Below are 21,413 nucleotides of genomic sequence, written 5' to 3'. Positions count from 1 at the left end.
TATAAAATGGTTTAAGATGTATGATGATTTTCATAAAGCCAAACCCGCAAAAGCGAAATCAGCTGATCCATATCAACAGGTTTACTAATGTAATCAGAGGCTCCGGCGGCGATACATTTCTCTCTATCGCCCATCATGGCTTTGGCCGTTACAGCAAGAATAGGGAGGTTTCTGTATTTCATGTCTTGTCTGATTGCCGTAGTGGTTTCATAACCATCTAACTCAGGCATCATCATATCCATTAAAACCACATCAACACCAGGATTTTCATTTAGCATTTTTAGCGCCTCTTTCCCATCTGTTGCAGGTAAGACCTTCATTTGATGTTGCTCCAGAATTTTTGTCAGGGAGAAAATGTTCCTTACATCATCATCAGCAACCAAAACGGTTTTACCTTTTAAAACATCCTGCAATTCTGAGAATCGTTTAGGCGCCTTGGTTTTCTCCTTGCTCTGTTCTTCCACCAGATGGAGGAACAGGCCTGCCTCATCTAATATACGCTGGTAAGAATGGGCTGTTTTTACCACAATCGAATCAGCATATTGCTTAATGCGGTTTTCTTCACCTTTTGAAAGGTTTTTACCTGTAAATATAATAATTGGAAGGTTTTCCAGACCAGGTGTTTTCTTTACCACTTCAAGTGTTTCATATGCATGCTTGTCGGGAATACCCATATCAAGAATTACGCAATTCACTTCAGGTTTATGCAATGCAGAAACACCATCATTTACCTGGCTTACAATTTCCGTCTGAATATTGAAGTTGCTTAAGAAATAACTTAAAGCCTTTGCATGCTGCTCATTCTCTTCAACGATCAATACTTTTTTAGGATGCCGGCTCAAAGCATGTTCCAGTTTAGAAAAGATTTCCTGCATGTGCTCGAAAGCAAATGGCTTGTTTATGAAATCGACAGCTCCTTTCAATAAACTTTCCTTCTTAACCTGTAATGATGACATGATATGAACAGGAATTGGTCTTGTTGCCGGGTCTGCCTTCAACTCTTCCATGACCTGCCATCCATCTTTAACGGGCAGCTGAATATCGAGCAGAATGGCCAATGGCTTATAAGATCTTGCCATTTCTATTCCCACATCACCTCTCACTGCAACTAGTCCCTTATAATTGCGTTTGCGGGTAAAATCGAGCAGGGTTTTCGCAAAAGGGGTATCATCTTCAACGATCAATATCACCTTATCATCGGGCGTGATATTATCTCTATCGTCATCGATTTCCTGAGGGATGTTTGCGACAGTTAAGCGTTCAATTTTCTTTGGTGCTGAGTCTGCTACCAGAATTGGTTTTCGTTCAACGATTTCAACCGTTCCTTCCAGGCCTTTATTTTTATCAACGGGAAGCGTAAGTGTAAAAATACTTCCTTCACCTTCTGTACTTTTCAGGTCGATATATCCTCCTAACAATTTGGCGAGTTCCCGGCTAATCGACAATCCAAGGCCCGTACCTCCAAACTTCCTCCTTGTTGAGCCATCTGCCTGCTGAAAAGCTTCAAATACCATCCCCTGTTTTTCCGGGGCAATGCCCACACCAGTATCGGTAACCTTGAAAATCAAGGCTTGTTGTTTTTCAGATTTAGTGATATTTAGTTTAACTGAACCTTGCGTTGTAAATTTGATTGCATTGGATAGCAGATTTTTAATGATCTGTTCCAGACGCATTTTATCAGTGTGGAAATACTCGGGAACATCCTCAGCTTTGTCGACTACGAAGTTCAGGCTCTTTTCTTTAGCCAAAGGATTAAAAAGCGAGCGCATGTTGAGCATGATATCATCTACTTTGATATTTGCCCTATCGAGCTCCATTTTGCCGGCCTCAATTTTCGAAAGATCTAAGATTTCATCAATCAAGCTCAGCAAACCCTGACCTGAGCTTTGTATCACCTCAGCATACTCCTGATGTTCGCGATCCATTTCTTCGTTCTCAGACATTAATCTGGACAGCAACAAAATGGAATTTAGCGGTGTTCTCAATTCGTGCGACATATTTGCCAGAAATTCAGACTTATATCGGGTACTTAATTCGAGTGCTTCAGCTTTCTGTTGAATTTCGATATTTCGTTCTTCGATTAATTCATTCTTTTCCTCGAGCAAGCTGCTCCGTTCTTCGAGCTCCTGGTTACTCTGTAATAACTCTTCCTGTTGCACCCTAAGCTCTTCTTCGGAGGCCTGCAGCTTTTGCGCCTGGGCCTCAAGTTCGGCATTAAGTCCTTCCAGCTCATTATGCTGAACCTGTAGCTCTTCAGATTGTGCCTGGGTTTCTTCAAGCAACTGTTGCAATTTCTGTCTGTTCTGAGCTCCCAGTAATGCCGTACCCACATCGGTTAGGACGAGATTTAAGAAATGGAGTTGCAGGTCCGTATAGTGTCCAACTGTACCCAGTTCAACACCTCCAATTGAAATTTCATTACGGATAATGGGTAAAACTACAAGTTGAGCGGGTTTGATATTTCCTGTGGCATGGGTAATGGTTAACTCATTCTGCGGAACATCTTCAATTAGAATCCGTTTGCCCGACTTTACCACCTGGCCTATTAAGCCCTGACCAAGTTCTATGGTGTCTGCCAAATTTGTTCCCTTTAAGGCGTATTGTGCTTTCAGGTGTAAATATCCATCATCTTTAAAGAGGTAAATTGCGCCAACCTGGCTTTTGGTGTATACGGCCAAAAATTCAAGGATATCTTCGGCCAAATGAAATACATCTTTTTCGCCAACCATTTTGATATTGAGGTTTGCCACACCGGTTTGTAACCATTCATTGTCGGCAAGTGTATCAAAAGATTTCTTCAACGAGGTTGACATGCTATTCAATGAACCTGAAAGCTCGCCAATATCATCCTCCGACTGGCCAGCTAACGTTACACCATAGTTACCAATGGAAATCTGATGTGCAATTTCTTTAATTGCCACAATCCGTTTTTCCATCTCATATTTTTTATCTTCAATTTCCTGGTGCAGTTTTACCCGCTCATCAAAATCTACGGAGACTTTTCTGTAGAAAAACAATGTAATCAGTATTGCGAGTAGGGCTGCAATGAGGATTAATATTGGTGTATATGCGCTAAGTTTGTTTAATTCTGCTGTACGTACATCTAACAGTCTTTTCTCTTCAGCAACCAATTTGCTTACAACGGAACGTGCCTGATCCATATATACCTTTCCCTGGAAAAGTACAGTAGGATCAATTGCGCCGCCGAGTGTTTTGATTTCGATGGTGGAGCTGATAATGCCCATTCGTTTGAAGAGAATAGCCCTTAATGCGGCAACATTTTTTTGCTGAACAACATTGTCTTTGGTTGCCGCTTCCACCCGCTTGAGAATAGCGGCAGCAGAATCGCTTGCGCCGTAGTAGGGAGCTAAAAAAACTTTATTACCGGTTAGAAGAAACCCTCTTTGTCCTGTTTCTGCATCTTTAAGGTAGGAGATAATATTTTCGCTGTTTAATATAACCTCATCGCTATGCTTGACCAGCTCGGTACTTTGAATGAGGTTCCTGATGCTCACATATGAAGCGAGTGAGCTGATGAAAAGAATAATTAGCGATAAACCGAGGCCTAAGCGTAAATTATTTTTAAGCGTTGTTTTCATTATAATATCTGAGGTAATTATTCTTGATTTTTAGTGATTTCTGCTTCGGTTATCGGGATGATAAAGTAAAATTCAGAGCCCTGATAGGGAGTGCTATTTACACCTATGGTACCATTGTGCCTTCTAATGATTTCTGAGCAGATGTATAATCCAATACCTAAACCATTAAATCTGTTGCTGCTATCTTCTACACGATAAAATTTATCGAAGATTTTTTGCTGTTGTTCTTTGGAAATACCTATCCCAAAATCTTTCACCGCAAGATAAAGTTTTTCGTCTTTGATGTTGATGGTTACATTCACCTGGTTGGTTCCAGGTGCATATTTTATGGCATTTGTAATAAAGTTAATTACAACCTGTTCGAGCCTCATCTCATCACCAAAAATCATATCCCTGGTTTGTCCAAGCTTGGTTATGATAAAATCCGGATTTGATTGCTGCAACATTTCAATCGCGTTATTGACCATATTATCGGCGCAAAAAGGCTGCATATTGAACTTCATCTTGCCGCTTTCGATTTTAGAAATATCAAGCAAATCGACAATCAGGTCGTTTAATTTTTCGAGCTGTATGCTGGCTTTATCCAAATGATTTTTGGCCAACTCCTTATTGTCTTTATCGAGGCTTCGCTGCAAGAGTTGAATATAGCCCTTAACACTCGTTAAAGGTGTTTTCAGTTCATGACTGGCTATACTGATAAATTCGTCTTTTTTATGCTCGGCTTCTTTTCTAAACTCTATTTCCTCAAGAAGTTTTTCCTGCACTTCGTTCAGTTTTCTGCTTTGCTCGTAAATGCGGTAGAAGGTTTTGATTTTAAGTAGCAAAACATTGATATCCACCGGTTTTGTGATGTAATCTAGTCCCCCGCTCAGGTATCCTTTGGTAATAAATTTGAGTTCTGTATTAACAGCTGAAAGGAAAATAATGGCGGTATCTTTTGCTTTACTGAACCCGGAAATGGCTTCTGCAACTTCGAATCCATCCATATCCGGCATCTGGACATCAAGAATGATTAACACATAATTGTTCTTTAAAACCTTCTTTAGCGCCTCCTCTCCTGATGATGCCGTGTCGACATCAAAGTTATGTGCTTGTAATACTTTCTGTAACGAGATCAGGTTTTCAGGCCTGTCATCAACTATAAGAATCATCTTTTTTAAAACAAATAAGAAGCTGGGATAATTATGTTTGGTTTAGAGACAAATATCTCATAACTGTAAACAAACAGGGAATATTGAAAAAGGTTTTAACTTTTTACAAATTATTTGAATTAAATGTATCGCCTTGTTTAAAGTCGCCTGTATCGAATCCTTTTTTAAACCAGTATACCCTTTGTTCTGAAGTTCCATGGGTAAAAGAATCTGGCTTTACCTCCCCTGTTGACTGTTTTTGTAGTTTATCATCCCCGATGGCATTGGCTGCTGTTAATGCTTCGTTAATATCTCCTTCTTCCAATCTAAAATCTTTTAGGTTTTGAGCATGATGTGCCCAAAGGCCTGCGAAGAAATCGGCTTGTAATTCAAGCTTAACCGAGAGGCGATTGTATTCAGTTTCGCTCACCTGCCCCCGTCCACGATCTAATTTTTCGGAAATTCCAAGAAGATTCTGCACATGGTGACCAACTTCGTGCGCGATTACATAAGCCTGTGCAAAATCACCTGCAGCTCCGAAGCGGTCTTTAAGCTCATCGTAGAACGATAAATCAATATATACTTTACTATCTCCCGGGCAGTAAAATGGTCCGACATTAGATTGTGCAAACCCACATGCGGTTTGTACTCCATCTCTAAATAACCATAGTTTCGGATATTCGTACTGTTTGCCCATGGCTTCGAATTCCTTTGACCACACAAGTTCTGTAGATTCGAGTACACCGGACACAAAAACAGCCTGCGGGTCATCGGCAGGGACGCCTTTTTTCACCTCTTCAGTACCAGCTCCAGCAGGAATCTGGCTTACCACACCTGTTAAATCTTTACCGAAGATAAGACCCAGTATTACAACTATAATACCGATACCACCGCCCAACACGGTTTTTCCCCCACCACTACTTCTACCGTCCTCTACATTATTACTTCCTTTACCAAACCATTGCATAGCTTTTTCTTTTGTTTAATGAATAACCGTAACTGAGGGACAATTGTTATGCTAAATTATAAATAATTTTCAGGATATTGCACCGGGCCTGATTTAACTGCGGAGAATGATGCAACGCATATAGCACAGCAAACCTCTTTATCCCGAAAAGGCACGAAACGAATACTGCGGACTTGGTGTGGAGTTTATGCGTTCCTGACCACACGGAAGCTAAGCGGAGACGGGCATTATATGCGGTTGAACAATAAGCGAAAGAAAAGCGGGCAATACTGGATTTGCATTACCCGCTATATTATATTTCTATGCACTGAAAGCTGTTAATGCTTTTGTAATTCTATCCTTTGTTTCTTCAATGCCCAGTAAAACGGCGATATCAAAAACGCCAGGCCCGAATTTACCACCTACTAACATGATCCGGAAGGGCAACATTAATTCACCTGGTTTAAAGCCTTTTTCTTCTGCAAGGGCTTTAAAAGCAGCTTCTTCACTCGTTGCATCAGTAAGTGTTAAACGTTCAGCAAAAGAGTTGAAAAAATCAGCTTTTTCCTGGGTCCATTTTGGTTTGACAGCGTTGATGTCATATTCTACAGGGCTGGCAAAGAAATAGCTGCTTTGGGATACAAAATCAGGCAACAAGGTGCACCGATCTTTTATGAGATCAATTACGGTAGTGAGGAAGTCAAGACTGTTCACATCTATTCCGGCATTTCTAAGTTCAAGAGCAACTTCAGGTGCAATTTTTTCGGCGCTTTGCGCTTTAATCCATTCGTGGTTATACCATTTAGCTTTTTCAAAATCGAACTTTGCTCCCGCTTTGCTTATTCTATCTACTGAGAACTTTTCTTCCAGTTCTTTAAGGGAGAAAAGCTCCTGGTCGGTTCCATCATTCCACCCTAATAATGCCAGCATATTCACAAAAGCTTCCGGCATAAAGCCTAACTCTTTGAAGCCTTTTGTAGTTTCATCCGTTTTAGGATCTGTCCAGTTCATGGCATAAACAGGAAAGCCTAGGCGATCACCATCGCGTTTGCTTAATTTGCCATGGCCATCGGGCTTTAAAATTAAAGGTAAATGTGCCCACTGTGGCATATCAGCCTCCCAGCCTAAATATTTCCAAAGTAAAATGTGAACCGGTGCTGAAGGCAGCCACTCTTCCCCGCGGAAAGCATGAGAAATCTCCATTGCTTTATCATCCACCACTACTGCCAGGTGATAGGTTGGCATTCCATCGGCTTTTAACAATACTTTATCATCCACAAGAGATGTATCAAAACTTACGTCACCCCGGATGGCATCGTTGAAATGAACGATTTCATTTTCCGGAACTTTTATTCGGATGACATGAGGTGTTTTTGCTGCAAGCAAATCTTCGACTTCGCTTAATGTTAATGTTAACGAGTTGCGCATTTGCATGCGTGTGGTTTGCCCATACTGAAAGTTGGGAATCTCTTTTCGTTTGACATCCAACTCTTCCGCGGTATCGAAAGCATAGTAAGCGTACCCATCATTAATAAGCTGTTCTGCAAATTTGCGATATCCGGGCTTGCGTTCGCTTTGGCGATAAGGGCCATAGGCACCTGGGTTTGCAGGGCTTTCATCGGGTGTAATTCCACACCAGTTTAAGCATGCTGTAATATATTCTTCCGCGCCTTCTACAAAGCGCGTTTGATCAGTATCTTCTACACGAAGTACAAATGTTCCATTATTCTTTCTGGCAAACAGGTAATTAAATAATGCCGTACGAACGCCTCCTAAATGCAGCCCTCCTGTTGGACTTGGGGCAAATCTTACTCTAACTTTTTTATCCATAATTGGTTGTTTGAGCGCTAAGCATTTGACGTTTGGCATATTAAGCGCTCAACGTCAAGCACAAAACGCAAGACATTGCAAAGATAAGTTTTTCCTCTGTTTTATACCGTTTTCATGTTCGATGAAGGCTTATTGTTATAAAAAAGTTTGCATTTTGCTTTTGGAAAAAGGATAATGGTTTTATGTTTTTTCCGTTTTGTTATTGTAATTTGGCTACCCAAAGCATGAACCCATATCAAAAGAAACGCCGTTGGAAGTTTTTCCTTCTCATTTTTGCCATCCTAATTGGCATTGCTTCAGTATTTTATACAGATTCGTTTGTTAAGAAAATGGAGCGTGAGGAAGCTATTCAGTTTCAGCTTTGGGTGAGAATACAGGAGCGTTCCATGTTTCTAATGGACAACGATAATTTTACTTCGATTGTTGAGACAGTAAGGGCGAACACCAAGGTTTCGGCTATTATGGTTGACTCTACTGGTGTAATCACTTCATTTTTTGGCCTTGACACCACAAAGACGAACTACATTACTGCCGATGCAAAGTTGACTTATGACAGCCTTTACTTCGTGAGGCAACTGAAGGTTATGAAATCGCAGCATAAACCGCTGGAGATGAACATTCTGGGCACGAAGTATAAAGCTTACTACAAGGATTCATTTATACTTACGCAGCTACGTTATTTTCCATACATCCAAATGGGTGTAATATTTTTGTTTTTGCTGACAGCTTATGCTGCATTTAGTTCGGCGCGAAGAGATGAGCAGGATCATGTCTGGGTTGGTCTTGCGAAAGAAACAGCCCATCAGCTTGGCACGCCTATATCCTCGCTAATGGCCTGGACAGAACTCATGAAATCTAAGTTTGATGCTGAAGATGATCCATTGATTGCGGAAATGGAAAACGACATTAAAAGGCTGGAAATTATTACCGACCGTTTTTCAAAAATCGGATCAAAACCTATACTGGAAGATCATACCGTTTATATCGTGATCAGTGATTTTATCAGATATTTCAAAGTTCGAACTTCAGATAAAGTGAAGTTTTTTATTACGGGCGATGAGCAGGTACGTGCGATGCTTAACATTCCACTTTTCGATTGGGTTATTGAAAATCTCCTTAAAAATGCTGCAAATGCTATTGAAAACGAGGGCTCAATTTCTATTAATATTATAGAAAACCTTGCGAAAGAGCAGGTTTTTATTGATGTTACCGATACAGGTAAGGGAATTCCAAGATCGAAATTTGACGCGGTATTTCAACCCGGTTATACGACAAGAAAACGCGGTTGGGGACTGGGATTATCGCTCACCAAACGTATAGTAGAAAATTATCACAGTGGGGAGATTTTTGTAAAAGACTCGGAGCTTGGTAAGGGTACCACATTCAGAATTATTTTAAAAAGCAGCTTGAGATATGAACCGACCACAGCCTAATGAATATCCGATCTGGGGTGAAACCTACATCAGCAAAGTTGACAGGGAGATATTTGAGATTTTAACTGAGCAGATCACAACACTGCCTGCATTATTTGAGCGGAACGCTGAGAAAGCTGATTATGCTTATGCTGAGGGGAAATGGACTTTGAAGGAAATGCTTGGCCATATTATCGACACAGAGCGTGTCTTTGCCTATCGAATTACCTGCTTTGCAAGAAATGAAGCGCAGCCTTTGCCTGGCTTTGATGAAGATGCCTATGTATTAAATGCGCGGTTTGCGACGCGTGACCTCAAGGATCTGATTGAGGAATTTGCGAGTCTCCGGAAGGCCAATTTATTTTTGTTCCGATCATTAAATGAGGATGAGTTGAATAGAAAAGGGATTGCTTCCGGAAGAGAGATTAATGTTAAATCCATTTTATTTATCGCAGCAGGTCACGTGATCCATCATGTTGGTATACTAAAAGATCGTTATCATGTGGTATAAAAACTTTACTGTAGAAGAATTGAATAGCCGCCCCAAAAATCACATCGGGGGATTGCTGGGCATCCAGTTTACTGAAATCGGTGATAATTATATTACAGGTATCATGCCTGTAGATGAACGCACGCACCAGCCTGCCGGCATTTTGCATGGTGGCGCTTCAGTGGTGTTAGCCGAAACCCTTGGAAGTATTGGTTCATATATGTGTATTGACCCGGAGAAGCATGTGGCAGTTGGGCTGGAAGTAAACGCCAATCATTTAAGGCCTGTAAAAAGTGGTTTTGTGAAAGGCATTTGCACCATTGTACATCGGGGGGCGAAGACTCACATCTGGGATATTAAACTTTATGACGAGCGGGGTAAAATGAGTTGCATCAGCCGTTTGACTGTTGCTATTATAAATAAACCTCAGTGATGGCCAAAAGGTGAAATGGTAAGCCGGATGTTAATAACCCGGCTTATCAAATTCAGACTTTCGGGTTATATGATTGGGTATCCAACCATTTCTTCTCGATCAGATAAGATACAATTAAACCGAATCCTCCAAAAACGCCTAAACATCCGAAATAAACTGCAACAGACTGTGATTCTTCCTGATGTGTTAAATCGCTTCCATATATTCCCCGAACCGTAAATAAGGCTACCAATAAGCCTAGCCCTAAGCCCACGAGTAATAGACCAAATTTTAAGCTGACAAAAGGCTTCGGGGTTGCTTTGTGGATACCCGGATCTATGCCACGCTCAATCATGGCCATTTTTTCTTTATTTGATAGATAACGAATTCCGAATACCATCGCGAATGCGCCTAAGAAAAGTGAAATTGGAACTAATATACCTTCCATAACTATAATTTTTAATTGTTAATATTTAAACTCTTGCCTGAACCGTGTTCTGTGTATTATGACTACATGTTTCTTAACCAGGTTACACCTAAAGGGAAAATCAGTCAACAACCGTATACTGCCGTAATGATTTAACCATTCGGTGTAACCTGATCATGATTGATGTCGTCTAATTGCTGAAGATGGAACAGACTACAGATTTAGCGATAATAGAGCGAGTATTGAGTGGTGATTCCACTCAATATGCCTTGTTGGTTAAGCGACATCAACGGTTTGTATTTACACTTGCATTAAGATTTAGTAAAAACCGGGAAGATGCAGAAGAAATTGCCCAGGATTGCTTCGTAAAGGCTTATAAGGCACTTGGCACTTTTAAGCAATCTTCCAAATTCACTACCTGGCTGTATACCATTACTTACACTACCGCAATGACCTTTTTGCGTAAAAAGCGGGTGGCAACTTCTTCGATTAACGATGAGGAAACAGCTTTTCAGCTGGAGAACCACATCTCGGCTTTCAAAGCGGATCATTACGAAAGAAAGGACATCCATAATTTTTTGAACCAGGCCATTGAGCAGCTATTACCCGATGATGCCGCGATCATCACCTTATTTTATCAGGGAGAGCAAAGTTTGGAGGAGATTGGTGAGAGTTTGCATATGGAGCCGAATACGGTTAAAGTAAAATTACATCGGGCACGGCAGCGGCTTAAGGATAAGCTACAATATTTATTACAACATGAAGTAAATGAATTATTATGAACAGAATAGAAGAACAGCTTTGGGATTATATTGACGGGAACCTGGACGAGGCTCATGCAAAAACTATCGCAGATCAGATTCATTCGAACCCGGAGCTAAAACACCAGTATGAGCATTTGGTAAGTTTAAATTTAACGCTGAATGCCTTATCGCAGGACGAACCTTCTTTGTCTTTCACGAGGAATGTTATGGAAAGCATTGCTCATGAACCGCAGCCAGTAGCTTTAACCACTAAAGTTAATAAAAAACTAATATATGGTATAGGTTTGATCCTGGTGCTTCCCCTTTTTTCTATGTTTGCCTATATCGTTTATTATTCAGATTTGAGGTTGCCCGATTTTAATTTAAATCTGAACTTCAATTTAAAAAAGTTTTTTACGCCTACCGCTTTTAATATTTTTATTTTCTCCGACATCGTTATCGGGTTAATATTTCTGGATCATTTACTGAGAAGTAAAGCGGCAGGGAAATAGACGGAAGCATTTGAGGGAGATAAAAAGTGTAAAAAAAAAGGCCCCGATGTGATTCGAAGCCTTATTTGCAAATATGATAGTTAATTAAATTACTTTCACATTAACGGCGTTTAAGCCTTTTTTACCGTTAGCAACTTCGTACTGAACTTTGTCGTTTTCACGGATTTCGTCGATAAGACCTGTTGAATGAACAAAAATTTCGCTATCGCCGTTCGCAGGGATAATAAAGCCAAAACCTTTAGTTACATTGAAGAATTTTACTGTGCCTTCTTGCATTGTATTAAATATTAAATTAAGAACGCAAGGTAAGTTTTAATTTTTAAAATCAAAATAATTTTTAACATTATTTTAACGTTAAAATTTTGTAAACATCAGATTATTAAGGCTTTTTAATTGCCTTACCAATCATAGTCAGCGTAATTTCACTATTGTGTGGGATTCCGAGAGTAGTACCTGGTGCCACATCAAACAAATTTCTGAGGTAGATATCAGCTATCCCCTGCGCTACTTTCTTTTTGGCCTCCACACTTTCAGGAAGTACATTATAAATGGTTTTTACGTGAATGCCACCCTGGAAATCGACAACCGCGGCTACCTGATATGCAAAATCCTTATATGCTCTGTCTATCCGTATAATGTATTGAGGAAACATATAATCGTAGGCTTCAGTTCTGTTATTGGAGCGATCTACGGTACTGATTTTTTCAACCTTGGCAATTTTACTTTTTGAAATAAACTGAACAGGGTCTGTGGCAGCAAAGGCGCTATCACTATTGTTATTCACTGTGGCACAACGGTGTTCTATATAAGCTGTATCTGCTTTTGTTGGTTTTTGTAGTTCTTCTGCTTTAGCTTTTAAGGTCTTAATGTAATCATTGGCGTAAAAAGTCATATTCACATCAGACCGGACATCTGAAGCGATAACCTTACCGTCGACCTGAATGCGCTGGAAAACCAAGCTATCTTTACTAATGTGTTTTACTTTAAAAAATTCAGCTGCAAAGTTATAAACATTGCCATGATCATACTGCAGGTAAAAATTCTGCATCCGATGCTTCTGCGGGCTCCATGCCGACATTGTATCTTCCGCAACTACCTCAATAATCCATGAGGGCTTTTGCATGAAGCCCTGGTCATTGAAAGAATAGCCGTCTTTAAATCTCCGTTTTACTTCTGTGTACCTGATTCCTTTAACAGGTTCAAAAGTAAAGTCTCTCAGCGTTGGATTGCTTGTTTTGGATCCACGGTTGCAGGCGGATAAGATCAGTACAAAAAAAAGCGGGTATAATATGTTTTTAAACATCATAGAAAATATTGGCTAAAATAATCAAATTACCATCAGAATCCTTGAAAACTGTTTTACCTTTTCTTGATCAGAATAACGTTGGCCACTTTGCGCTCGCCTTCATGATCCCACTTTTTATTATCGGTGGGATAGTTCACAATTCCATTATCAGGAAAACCGTTTATCCAAAGGGTAGTAGAACCTCCGCCATCGAAATTGATCGCGCTTTCACAGCCTAGCCAGTGCATGAACCTGGTCAGTTCAAACAGACTCATCCCGGCAGAGAGATCATTACGGCCATCTACTGTAAGTAAGATAATTTTACCGTTTTTCTTTATTCCCAGGCAGGTTCGTGGATGCCTAAGACGATTGAAAGCAGTGGTATCAAGGTATTGGTCTGTATTGTTTATGGTTAGCAATGGTCCGTTTAACAAAACATCAGCAGCTGAAATCCTATTTTCCCAATCTGACGTACCATCCCATTTCGCAATTTCAATTTTTCCATTTTTAATCACTATGGCTGCCTGCTGATGACGTGCCCTAACCCCGTTTTTATCAAATTGGTTAGTATTTACTATTTTGCCCTTTACTTTTACAAAATCAACAGACCCTCCATTCTTTACATCAAAGAAATTACCATTTACAGCAGCTAAAGCAGTATCACGTTTTCCGAAATTACTAGTGGTGACCAGAACTTTTTCTTCGGCCGCAAGGGTAAAAAAAAACTTCTTTCCTGTGTTTTTGACTTCTAAAAAAGAAATATTCTGATTGGCTCCAAATAGATTATTCTGTTTAAAGTGATGCTGATACAAGGCTATTTGTCTGGCAATTTTAGTTTTCTGCCATTTCGTTTTAGTTACAATTATAGAATCTGATTGCTGTGCAAAAGCCTTAAATCCGCAAAGGGATATGAAAATAAGAAGATGAATTTTTTTCAGCATGGTTACCTGTTTTGGATAAAATTAAGAAACACATTAAAACTCTATGTAACCTCTCAGAAATTATACATTCTTTGCTTTACAAAAAAAGGGAGCAGTTAACTGAATAACTGCTCCCTTCTAATGAGTGAGTGAATAAGTGATTACCCAACCACCCGGCTTTATTTCTTTGGATCTAAAATTTCTTTGATCCTGATACTTAAGTCTTCGTAGTGGGCTTTTGTGATTGCATCACCAGCAGCAGATCTTGCTTTGGTTGTAGCCAAAAGGCTTTTCAGTTCGGCACGGACTAATGGACGAATATCAGATAGGCCGACATTGATTGGTGTTAAGCCGTAACTCGCTGCATATTCAAGTGGGAACCCTGCCGGAAGATCATTTTCTTTCGTCATCAAATCTGATAATCGATCTACATAAGCACGTTGCAGGTTGCGTTTAAAGGCATCTGCCCTTCCCGCTACGAAAACGGAAGATTTCAGGTCTGTAAATAACTCAGGTAATGTGTAAGCTTTTACAGCACCATTTTTCACTTCATTATCTAACAAGCGGGCAATACGCGACGGAGACAATAAATTATTCAGGGTATTTGTTTGAACAGCTTTGATTCTATTTAACAATACGCCATTATCGAATTTGCTGAGTTGCTCGTTGCTGATTAACCAGAGTGGCGTCGTAAATAACTGTTGATTAAAGAATGTAATGGCTTCTTTTTGTTTGGTTTTTGGCAAGTAAGCATACACTGGACCTGACTGTTCATAAGTTTTGAAGTTCTCGCTCAAGCCACCAACATTGGTCGCCACGTGACCCATATAGCGGTTGAACTGACCAACGATTTCTCCATAAATTTCTTTTAAATCGCTGTAGTCTTTACCTTTCTGGTAGGTCCATTTTTCTACGTTTGGTAAAATGCGTTTTAAGTTAGCAATACCATAGGTACTGGCTTTCATCGCGTTATCACCCAAGTCTTCACTTTGCAACCGTGGGTCAAGGCTAGTTCCCTGGCGTCCATAGAAATAAAGTGGATTACCAGCATTCTTAAGTGTCCATTGATCGAGAACGTCTTTTTCCTGCTCTGCGGTTTTACCTCCGGGAATCCATGAGTATCCCCATTTAATTGACCATTTATCATACTCGCCGATTTGCGGATGTAGTTTGGTTACGCCATCACCTGGCTGAGCGATATAATTGAAACGTGCATAATCCATGATGGATGGAGCAGTTCCGTGTTTATCAGTGAAAGCTTTAGAACGTAAAGAATCAACCGGATAGGCATAGCTTGATCCAAAGTTATGTGGCAAGCCCAGTGTATGACCAATTTCGTGTGATGATACAAAGCGGATGAGCTCACCCATTTGCTCGTCAGTAAACTGTGCTTTACGTACAGCGGGGTTGATTGCAGCTGTTTGTACAAAGTACCAGTTTCGAAGCAGGTTCATCACGTTGTGATACCAACCGATATGCGTTTCTAAAATTTGTCCTGTCCTCGGGTCGCTGATGTGAGGGCCATAGGCATTTGCAATGTCTGAAGCGAAATAACGTACAACTGAATATCGTGAATCTTCTACACTAAACTGAGGATCTTCCTGTGGTGTTGGCGCCTGTTTTCCGATAATAGCATTTTTAAATCCAGCCGCTTCAAATGCAACCTGCCAATCGTTAATTCCCTGAATCAGGAACGGCACCCATTTCTTTGGCGTTGCCGGGTCTATATAAATGATGATTGGTTTTACCGGTTCAACCAACTCGCCGCGTTTGTATGCAACCGTATCTTTAGGCACTAAATTCCACCTGTGGATATAGGCTGTTCTTTCCGCTTTTTGTGCATTTGTTCCGTAGTCAATTTGCGACTGGCCGAAGAAGCCGACACGACTGTCCATGATTCTAGCTTTAACCGGGTTTTTTGGCAATAGTAACATGGATGTGTTAAATTCAAAGGTTACTGCAGCATTGCTATTGTCAGTCGGAGATTCTGTTGCACGATAAGTTTTAGCTGTTTTAACTTCGAGGTTAATGGGGAAAGTTTTTACAGTATCTATGTAAGACCGTGTCGGATCGTAAGCGATAACTTTATAGGCTTTACGGATCTGGTCTGTTGCGCCGATGGCCATTACATCGCCATTGTAAAAATCTGTTACATCAATTACTACACCTGTAGTATCTTTATTGTAAGCTTTAATTTCGAAGCTTGCCAGTATCTGCGCCAGGTTGGAGTTCTGAACAGATTCGTACATGTCGCTATTTGGATCAGCTTTGGTAGAATAGCTTGGTACACGGATATAAACCTGTTTTCCTCTGCGTTCCCATCTCCATACCTGCTCATTAATTTCTTCACCACCATATTGCTGATTGCCCACTTTAACATTTGCAGGAACCTTGGCTAAGCGTGTAACCACTAACATTTCGCGGTTAATCATGGAATCTGGTATCTCAAAGTACCATTTATCGTCTACTTTATGAGTTTTGAAAAGGCCGTTTGTAGTTCGGGCTTTTGCGGTGACCACTTCAGAAAAAGGCTTGATGCCTTCTTTTTTAGGCACAGCCGGTGTAGCAGCTGGAGTGGCGGGGCTACTTCCTTTCGGTGTTTTTGATTTTTTTTGAGCATAGACCGAATTTGATCCGGCAACACCCAGTGCTACAATACCGGCCAAGGCAAGTACTTTAAAGTTTCTCTTCATGAATAATAAAAAATTTGTTTGCTTGGTAATAAGAAGCTAAAGTTAACCGGTTGTTACAGGTGAAATGATGTTGTAACTATAAAATTACGCCCTATATCCTTTTTTCCAGCGTTACAATTTTAAAATAGACCTTATCTGCCCTAACGATTTCGAAAACAATGGTTCGATCTGATTTTGATTTAAAAAGTTCAGAGAGATCGTTGAGCGTATAAAATTCGACTGGTTTGAAATTGACACCAATAATTTCATCATCGGGACATAAGCCGGCTTTTTCTGCAGGGGAGTTTTCGTCTATTTCGGCAATGATAATTCTTTTAAAGGCTGCCTGATCGATATAAACTGTTAATCCTGTCATATCGTGCTCGAAGGGTTGCTTGTAATACTGATTGGGTTTCAGATACATGAACCCTTCCTGGTAGTTGAGCTGAATATCAAATTTTTTCAGGATCTCTGCCCCAATATTTCCATTTCTAAATTTAAGATCTATTTTTCCGGAAATGGTTTCAAAATCCGGAAAACCAGACAGTACATTTTTGAATGTAAAATGGCCAAGATTAATTTTCGCTATTCTACCCAGGTGTCCTTTGATTTTTCCACTTAAGCTCATTCCTAAACTTGCCGATATTGTTTTAACAGGGAGTGGAAAAGCTTTTCCATCCAACATTTCCATTGATAATGCATGACTGGCTCCAGTATCCATCAAAAATTTAGATTTGACTTTATCGCCTTGAGGGGTCTCCACTTGTGCATATACATAAGGTTTCAGCTTATCAATTTCAATGGGGATTTTGCTACCCCTATATCTGAGCTTTGCATGAGGGGAAGAAAAGATTATTCTGCTAGCGCTGTATCGGATATCTACCATAAAACTATTAAAAAAATGATATCCGATGAGGCCGTAAATTTTTATTCCTAAATATCCTGATAAATTAAACAAATCCTCTTTAAGAATTGCAGTAGGAATATTTTCGATTTTCGCGTTGCCTACCTGTGCATTGATGTCATGAGAGACATATGCTTCTAAAGCCTCGGCACCTAAACCGGAGACATTTATTCTGCGGAGCAAGGCAAAGTTTAAATTGTCGATAATAGAAGAATCAGTTACAATCATCGGACCAACGCCTGTATCCAGAACGAAATCAAAAGGTCCTTTTTCATTTATCATCACAGGGATAATAACCAGATTTTTGATGTTTTTAAACCCTATAGATTGCCTGTCGCGATTGCCGGAAAATAAAAATTCCTGCGACTTCACGGCTATAAAACAAAATAATAGTCCACAGCAAAACATGATCTCGCGTAAACAGATTATTACAACTGGCTTATACCTGGTTAACATTGAATTAAATTTAATAAATTAGTTGCTAATTCTTATCAACTAATTACATACCATGTTCCGATTTAAAAGCTGCTGCATCCTATTGATTTCCTGTATTTTTCTGACATCAGGCTTAACGGGCTGTTCGGCAGACAAAACTATATCCAGAAAAGTATCCAAAGCTTTTAAAAACTCAGAAGTAATAAAGCAGTACCAGGTTGGTTTTGCCTTATATAATATGGAGACAAGAAGAATGATCTTTCAAAAAGATGCAGATAAATACTTTACGCCTGCATCAAATACGAAGCTTTATACTTTTTTTGCCAGCCTGAAAATGATTCCGGAGCACATGCCTGCACTAAAGTATATCGAAAAGAATGATTCATTAATATTCTGGGGAACCGGGGATCCTGCATTTTTACAATTTGCGGTTAAAGACCAATCGGCCTATCAATTTTTAAAAGCATCGAATAAAAAACTCTTTTTCGCACCGGGCCGTTATTCTGGTACTTTCTTTGGCGATGGCTGGAGTTGGGATGATTACGATTATTACTATCAGCCTGAGATTACGGAAATGCCTATTATGGACAATATGGTCACCTCAAGTTATTTGTCGGATAAAAAAATAAATATTGAACCAAAAGTTTTTGCCCCATGTTTTGAGCTTGATTCTAATAAGACTAGCGGGGGGTTCCAGGTAACAAGAGACTTTCTCTCCAACCATTTTAAGTATCCAAAGGTTGAGGTTAAGGCTGGATATAGTCAGCAAAACCCTTATAAAACCAGCGTACAAACAACTATTGATGTCCTTTCAGATACATTGCATAAACCAGTAGGTGTTATTAAAATGAAAATTCCAACTTATGCGAAAACACTACAAGGCGCTAAGAGGGATTCGGTACTGAAACACATGATGCTGCCTAGCGACAATTTTATTGCGGAGCACCTGCTTCTAGTGTGCTCCAATCAAATAGGCGATACATTAAGCACAACAAAAGCGATAGCTCACATCAGTAAAACCTACTTATCGTTTTTACCAGACCGGGTGAAATGGGCAGATGGTTCGGGTTTATCGAGACAAAACCTGTTTACGCCAAGAGATAATGTTTATTTACTGGATTCTATCTATCATCTGGTTAATAACCAGGAAAAGTTATTTGATATGCTGCCTGCCGGAGGGAAGACCGGTACGCTGAAAAGCGCCTATCCAAAAACGGATAAACCTTTTGTATATGGAAAAACAGGATCACTGGGAGGTGTGCACAATCAAAGCGGGTATGTGCTCACTAAAAAGGGAAAAACTTATATTTATTCATTTATGAATAATAATTTTATTAAGCCAACATCGGAAGTGCGTGCTGAAATGGTTCGGATCATGACCTATATCCATGACAATTTTTAGCAATACCCGAAATAAATGAGTTACGATTTTACTTCTATTGATCAGCCTTTTTCAAACCAAATTGAATTGGATGGTAAAACCTATTTATATTTCGGGGGTACAGCCTACCTTGGTTTGCCTAAAAACGGAGATTTTATAGAATTGTACGTTGAGGGTGTTAAACGTTATGGATTAAATAACGGGACCAGCCGAAATAACAACATCCAGTTGGGGATTTATGATGAAGCGGAGCAAGTTGCGGCCGACAGGTTTGGCAGCGAAAATGCATTGATCATTTCAAGCGGTTATCTGGCAGCGCAGCTGGCTATACAAAGCCTGAGCTCATACGGTAAAGTCAGGTATTCGCCGGTATCGCATCCGGCGCTCTGGTTAAATACAGCACCGGATTTTAGCACAGCCACATTCGCGGACTGGAAGGATGAAACTGTTGAGCTAATTAATCATTCGGATGAAAGTAACTGGGTTTTGATCAGCAATTCGATGAATAACCTTTTTCCTGAAATATTTAATTTTGAGTTCATATCGCTCATTGATGTGAAGAAGAAATTGATTTTGATTGTTGATGACTCGCACGGAATAGGCATCAATAACAATGGTTTGGGTGCGATTGCAAAAATTCCAAGCAGAATAAATACAGAGGTGGTAGTAGTTGCTTCAATGGCAAAAGCATTGGGCGTGGATGCCGGAATCGTTTTAGGAAGTCGATTCATCATAAGTAAGCTAAAGGAGAGTCCAATTTTTTCAGGCGCATCTCCCCCTTCCGCAGCGGGGATGTATGCATTTGTTCATGCATCGGAAATTTATATTGATGCTCTTCAGAAATTACGGTCAAATCGGGATCAGTTCAAAAGGCAAATTTCCACAGGCTGGCAATATGAAACTGAGTTTCCCGTATTTTTGGTTAATTCACCGGGTATCGACAGGGAGTTATTAAAAGAAAACATCCTGATCTCATCCTTTCCATATCCATACAAAAACAGCCCAACTTTAAACAGGATAGTTTTAAGTAGCTGGCATACTGATGAAAATATCGATCAATTGCTGGCGGTGCTTGCTAAAAAATAACTTATTAAAAATGAAGAAGCTACTTTTAATTTTATCATTTACATTACTATATTCTGCAGCAGTACTGGCTCAAACAACAGAAATATGGATTGTTCGGCATGCCGAAAAGGATAAATCAGACCAAAAAAATAACGACCCTAATTTATCAGAAGAAGGAAAAATAAGGGCTGGGGATCTGGCTAACTATCTAAGTAAGGTAAATTTTGATGTTGCTTATAGTACTCCCTATAAAAGAACAAGGCAAACCCTTGATTCCATTATTATACAGAAGGTTCTGACCTATAAAGAACCTAAGTCTTTGACTGATTCAGTTAAGAAGAACTATACCGGCAAAACAATAATGGTTGCCGGCCATTCGAACACCGTTCTTGAAATTATCGAGGCTTTTGGGGGGAAACGCCCTAAAGAAATGCTAACGGAAGATGATTATGATTACATTTTTCACCTGACGATCAAAGACGATAAGGTAAAGGTAAAAATGGATCATTTTGGCAGACCGCATCATCTATAGTACATTAATCTGCAAAAATGAAAGTTGATCTGCAGCTTGCTTAAAGTTTTTCAAAAGGAATATCCATCAACTCGTAACCTTGCCAGCCCGAAAAATCATAGTGCCACCACTCATTTTCCAAAACATTCATTTTGTATTTTTTCATGGTATTGATTAAAAGCTGCCGGTTTTTTCTGACCTCATTGCTTACAGGCTCATAGTTGGCTGCAGCGGCGGGTAAAAAACTATCATAGGGCGTTGCCATGGCTACATCCTTATTTGTTTTCAAGTTTACAATAGTAAGATCTATGGCACAACCCCTATTGTGCTTCGAGCCTTTCGCTGGGTTGGCGACGAAATTCTTATCGCTGGCTTTCTGATAAAATGCAATCGTTATGGCGTATGGGCGGTAACCATCAAAGATTTTTAATCCATAGCCCTTCTTATTTAATGCTCTCTGAATCTTCTTCAATGCCTCTACAACCGGTTTCCGCGCAAAAGCCCTTGCCTGCTTGTACATCACTTGTTGCATAAAGTTGTTTTTAGTAGCGTATCTGATATCCAGGCTGATATTTGGAATTGATTTTTTAATTTCAATCAATTCGTTATCCGGATTCGCTTTTACAGAAGCCCTGTACTGGCTATAGGAACTAATTACAACTGGCTTTTGTATTGCTTTTGTTTGTGCAAAAGCACAGGCAGAAAAAAACAGGCTGAAAAGAAAGATTCTAATTTTCAT

At 39.8% G+C, this 21,413-nt stretch carries 19 protein-coding genes; 8 read left to right on the top strand and 11 right to left on the bottom strand.

Features of this window, described 5'->3' with window-relative positions:
* Positions 1-11: 11 nt before the first annotated feature.
* The 4 genes from AC570I_RS08950 to gltX form a co-directional block, all read right to left on the bottom strand.
* Positions 12-3,599: a response regulator gene (locus tag AC570I_RS08950; protein ID WP_497405193.1), complete on the bottom strand. Its 3,588-nt coding sequence runs from the start codon at positions 3,597-3,599 to the stop codon at positions 12-14.
* Between the two features lie 17 nt (positions 3,600-3,616).
* The gene (locus AC570I_RS08945) at positions 3,617-4,750 is read right to left on the bottom strand and encodes a hybrid sensor histidine kinase/response regulator (protein ID WP_497405192.1); all 1,134 of its coding nucleotides are present in this window, start codon (positions 4,748-4,750) and stop codon (positions 3,617-3,619) included.
* A gap of 103 nt (positions 4,751-4,853) precedes the next feature.
* Positions 4,854-5,696: a KPN_02809 family neutral zinc metallopeptidase gene (ypfJ, locus tag AC570I_RS08940; RefSeq protein WP_497405191.1), complete on the bottom strand. Its 843-nt coding sequence runs from the start codon at positions 5,694-5,696 to the stop codon at positions 4,854-4,856.
* Positions 5,697-5,996: 300 nt separating this feature from the next.
* Entirely contained in the window at positions 5,997-7,505 is a 1,509-nt protein-coding gene (gene gltX, locus AC570I_RS08935) for a glutamate--tRNA ligase (protein WP_497405190.1), read from the bottom strand.
* A 224-nt stretch (positions 7,506-7,729) separates the two neighbouring features.
* Here gltX and AC570I_RS08930 point away from each other — a divergent pair, with 224 nt between their 5' ends.
* The 3 genes from AC570I_RS08930 to AC570I_RS08920 are packed head-to-tail and all read left to right on the top strand — an operon-like array spanning position 7,730 to position 9,840.
* Positions 7,730-8,938 (top strand): sensor histidine kinase, encoded by a 1,209-nt coding sequence (locus AC570I_RS08930; protein ID WP_047799648.1) that lies wholly within the window; start codon positions 7,730-7,732, stop codon positions 8,936-8,938.
* The gene (locus AC570I_RS08925) at positions 8,919-9,428 is read left to right on the top strand and encodes a DinB family protein (protein ID WP_047799649.1); all 510 of its coding nucleotides are present in this window, start codon (positions 8,919-8,921) and stop codon (positions 9,426-9,428) included. The genes AC570I_RS08930 and AC570I_RS08925 overlap by 20 nt, the downstream gene beginning before the upstream one ends.
* A complete protein-coding gene (locus AC570I_RS08920; RefSeq protein ID WP_047799650.1) occupies positions 9,418-9,840 on the top strand; it encodes a hotdog fold thioesterase in 423 nt (140 codons plus the stop codon). Before AC570I_RS08925 ends, AC570I_RS08920 begins: the two co-directional genes overlap by 11 nt.
* A gap of 52 nt (positions 9,841-9,892) precedes the next feature.
* Here AC570I_RS08920 and AC570I_RS08915 read toward each other — a convergent pair whose 3' ends face one another.
* Complete coding sequence (locus AC570I_RS08915; RefSeq protein ID WP_497405189.1) at positions 9,893-10,267, bottom strand: DUF6249 domain-containing protein; 375 nt, start codon at positions 10,265-10,267, stop codon at positions 9,893-9,895.
* Between the two features lie 182 nt (positions 10,268-10,449).
* Here AC570I_RS08915 and AC570I_RS08910 point away from each other — a divergent pair, with 182 nt between their 5' ends.
* On the top strand, positions 10,450-11,028 hold the full coding sequence (locus AC570I_RS08910; protein ID WP_497405188.1) for an RNA polymerase sigma factor: 579 nt from the start codon (positions 10,450-10,452) through the stop codon (positions 11,026-11,028).
* The gene (locus AC570I_RS08905) at positions 11,025-11,501 is read left to right on the top strand and encodes an anti-sigma factor family protein (RefSeq protein ID WP_497405187.1); all 477 of its coding nucleotides are present in this window, start codon (positions 11,025-11,027) and stop codon (positions 11,499-11,501) included. The genes AC570I_RS08910 and AC570I_RS08905 overlap by 4 nt, the downstream gene beginning before the upstream one ends.
* Positions 11,502-11,585: 84 nt before the next feature.
* Here AC570I_RS08905 and AC570I_RS08900 read toward each other — a convergent pair whose 3' ends face one another.
* From AC570I_RS08900 to AC570I_RS08880, 5 genes are all read right to left on the bottom strand, one after another.
* Complete coding sequence (locus AC570I_RS08900) at positions 11,586-11,777, bottom strand: cold-shock protein (RefSeq protein WP_010599196.1); 192 nt, start codon at positions 11,775-11,777, stop codon at positions 11,586-11,588.
* A 103-nt stretch (positions 11,778-11,880) separates the two neighbouring features.
* Positions 11,881-12,807 (bottom strand): hypothetical protein, encoded by a 927-nt coding sequence (locus tag AC570I_RS08895; protein ID WP_231582669.1) that lies wholly within the window; start codon positions 12,805-12,807, stop codon positions 11,881-11,883.
* Between the two features lie 53 nt (positions 12,808-12,860).
* Complete coding sequence (locus AC570I_RS08890; RefSeq protein WP_497405186.1) at positions 12,861-13,727, bottom strand: phosphodiester glycosidase family protein; 867 nt, start codon at positions 13,725-13,727, stop codon at positions 12,861-12,863.
* Between the two features lie 158 nt (positions 13,728-13,885).
* Positions 13,886-16,399, bottom strand: coding sequence for a zinc-dependent metalloprotease (locus AC570I_RS08885; RefSeq protein ID WP_497405185.1), 2,514 nt, complete (start codon positions 16,397-16,399; stop codon positions 13,886-13,888).
* A 91-nt stretch (positions 16,400-16,490) separates the two neighbouring features.
* On the bottom strand, positions 16,491-17,654 hold the full coding sequence (locus AC570I_RS08880; RefSeq protein ID WP_497405184.1) for an aspartyl protease family protein: 1,164 nt from the start codon (positions 17,652-17,654) through the stop codon (positions 16,491-16,493).
* Positions 17,655-17,790: 136 nt separating this feature from the next.
* Here AC570I_RS08880 and AC570I_RS08875 point away from each other — a divergent pair, with 136 nt between their 5' ends.
* From AC570I_RS08875 to AC570I_RS08865, 3 genes are read left to right on the top strand one after another with little or no spacing between them, the layout of a single operon-like run.
* The gene (locus tag AC570I_RS08875; protein WP_497405183.1) at positions 17,791-19,119 is read left to right on the top strand and encodes a D-alanyl-D-alanine carboxypeptidase; all 1,329 of its coding nucleotides are present in this window, start codon (positions 17,791-17,793) and stop codon (positions 19,117-19,119) included.
* A gap of 15 nt (positions 19,120-19,134) precedes the next feature.
* Positions 19,135-20,184, top strand: a complete 1,050-nt coding sequence (locus AC570I_RS08870; RefSeq protein ID WP_497405182.1) for an aminotransferase class I/II-fold pyridoxal phosphate-dependent enzyme — start codon at positions 19,135-19,137, stop codon at positions 20,182-20,184.
* A 10-nt stretch (positions 20,185-20,194) separates the two neighbouring features.
* The gene (locus AC570I_RS08865) at positions 20,195-20,695 is read left to right on the top strand and encodes a phosphoglycerate mutase family protein (RefSeq protein WP_497405181.1); all 501 of its coding nucleotides are present in this window, start codon (positions 20,195-20,197) and stop codon (positions 20,693-20,695) included.
* Between the two features lie 40 nt (positions 20,696-20,735).
* Here AC570I_RS08865 and AC570I_RS08860 read toward each other — a convergent pair whose 3' ends face one another.
* Positions 20,736-21,413, bottom strand: coding sequence for a M15 family metallopeptidase (locus tag AC570I_RS08860; RefSeq protein ID WP_497405180.1), 678 nt, complete (start codon positions 21,411-21,413; stop codon positions 20,736-20,738).

The organism is Pedobacter sp. A2324 (assembly GCF_059693705.1).
This window is presented reverse-complemented; position numbering and strand designations above follow the sequence as displayed.

Excerpts from the sequence above, each read along its gene's own strand:
- AC570I_RS08950 (WP_497405193.1), bottom strand. The coding sequence starts at position 3,599 with ATGAAAACAACGCTTAAAAATAATTTACGCTTAGGCCTCGGTTTATCG.
- AC570I_RS08945 (WP_497405192.1), bottom strand. The coding sequence starts at position 4,750 with ATGATTCTTATAGTTGATGACAGGCCTGAAAACCTGATCTCGTTACAG.
- ypfJ (WP_497405191.1), bottom strand. The coding sequence starts at position 5,696 with ATGCAATGGTTTGGTAAAGGAAGTAATAATGTAGAGGACGGTAGAAGT.
- gltX (WP_497405190.1), bottom strand. The coding sequence starts at position 7,505 with ATGGATAAAAAAGTTAGAGTAAGATTTGCCCCAAGTCCAACAGGAGGG.
- AC570I_RS08930 (WP_047799648.1), top strand. The coding sequence starts at position 7,730 with ATGAACCCATATCAAAAGAAACGCCGTTGGAAGTTTTTCCTTCTCATT.
- AC570I_RS08925 (WP_047799649.1), top strand. The coding sequence starts at position 8,919 with ATGAACCGACCACAGCCTAATGAATATCCGATCTGGGGTGAAACCTAC.
- AC570I_RS08920 (WP_047799650.1), top strand. The coding sequence starts at position 9,418 with ATGTGGTATAAAAACTTTACTGTAGAAGAATTGAATAGCCGCCCCAAA.
- AC570I_RS08915 (WP_497405189.1), bottom strand. The coding sequence starts at position 10,267 with ATGGAAGGTATATTAGTTCCAATTTCACTTTTCTTAGGCGCATTCGCG.
- AC570I_RS08910 (WP_497405188.1), top strand. The coding sequence starts at position 10,450 with ATGGAACAGACTACAGATTTAGCGATAATAGAGCGAGTATTGAGTGGT.
- AC570I_RS08905 (WP_497405187.1), top strand. The coding sequence starts at position 11,025 with ATGAACAGAATAGAAGAACAGCTTTGGGATTATATTGACGGGAACCTG.
- AC570I_RS08900 (WP_010599196.1), bottom strand. The coding sequence starts at position 11,777 with ATGCAAGAAGGCACAGTAAAATTCTTCAATGTAACTAAAGGTTTTGGC.
- AC570I_RS08895 (WP_231582669.1), bottom strand. The coding sequence starts at position 12,807 with ATGATGTTTAAAAACATATTATACCCGCTTTTTTTTGTACTGATCTTA.
- AC570I_RS08890 (WP_497405186.1), bottom strand. The coding sequence starts at position 13,727 with ATGCTGAAAAAAATTCATCTTCTTATTTTCATATCCCTTTGCGGATTT.
- AC570I_RS08885 (WP_497405185.1), bottom strand. The coding sequence starts at position 16,399 with ATGAAGAGAAACTTTAAAGTACTTGCCTTGGCCGGTATTGTAGCACTG.
- AC570I_RS08875 (WP_497405183.1), top strand. The coding sequence starts at position 17,791 with ATGTTCCGATTTAAAAGCTGCTGCATCCTATTGATTTCCTGTATTTTT.
- AC570I_RS08870 (WP_497405182.1), top strand. The coding sequence starts at position 19,135 with ATGAGTTACGATTTTACTTCTATTGATCAGCCTTTTTCAAACCAAATT.
- AC570I_RS08865 (WP_497405181.1), top strand. The coding sequence starts at position 20,195 with ATGAAGAAGCTACTTTTAATTTTATCATTTACATTACTATATTCTGCA.
- AC570I_RS08860 (WP_497405180.1), bottom strand. The coding sequence starts at position 21,413 with ATGAAAATTAGAATCTTTCTTTTCAGCCTGTTTTTTTCTGCCTGTGCT.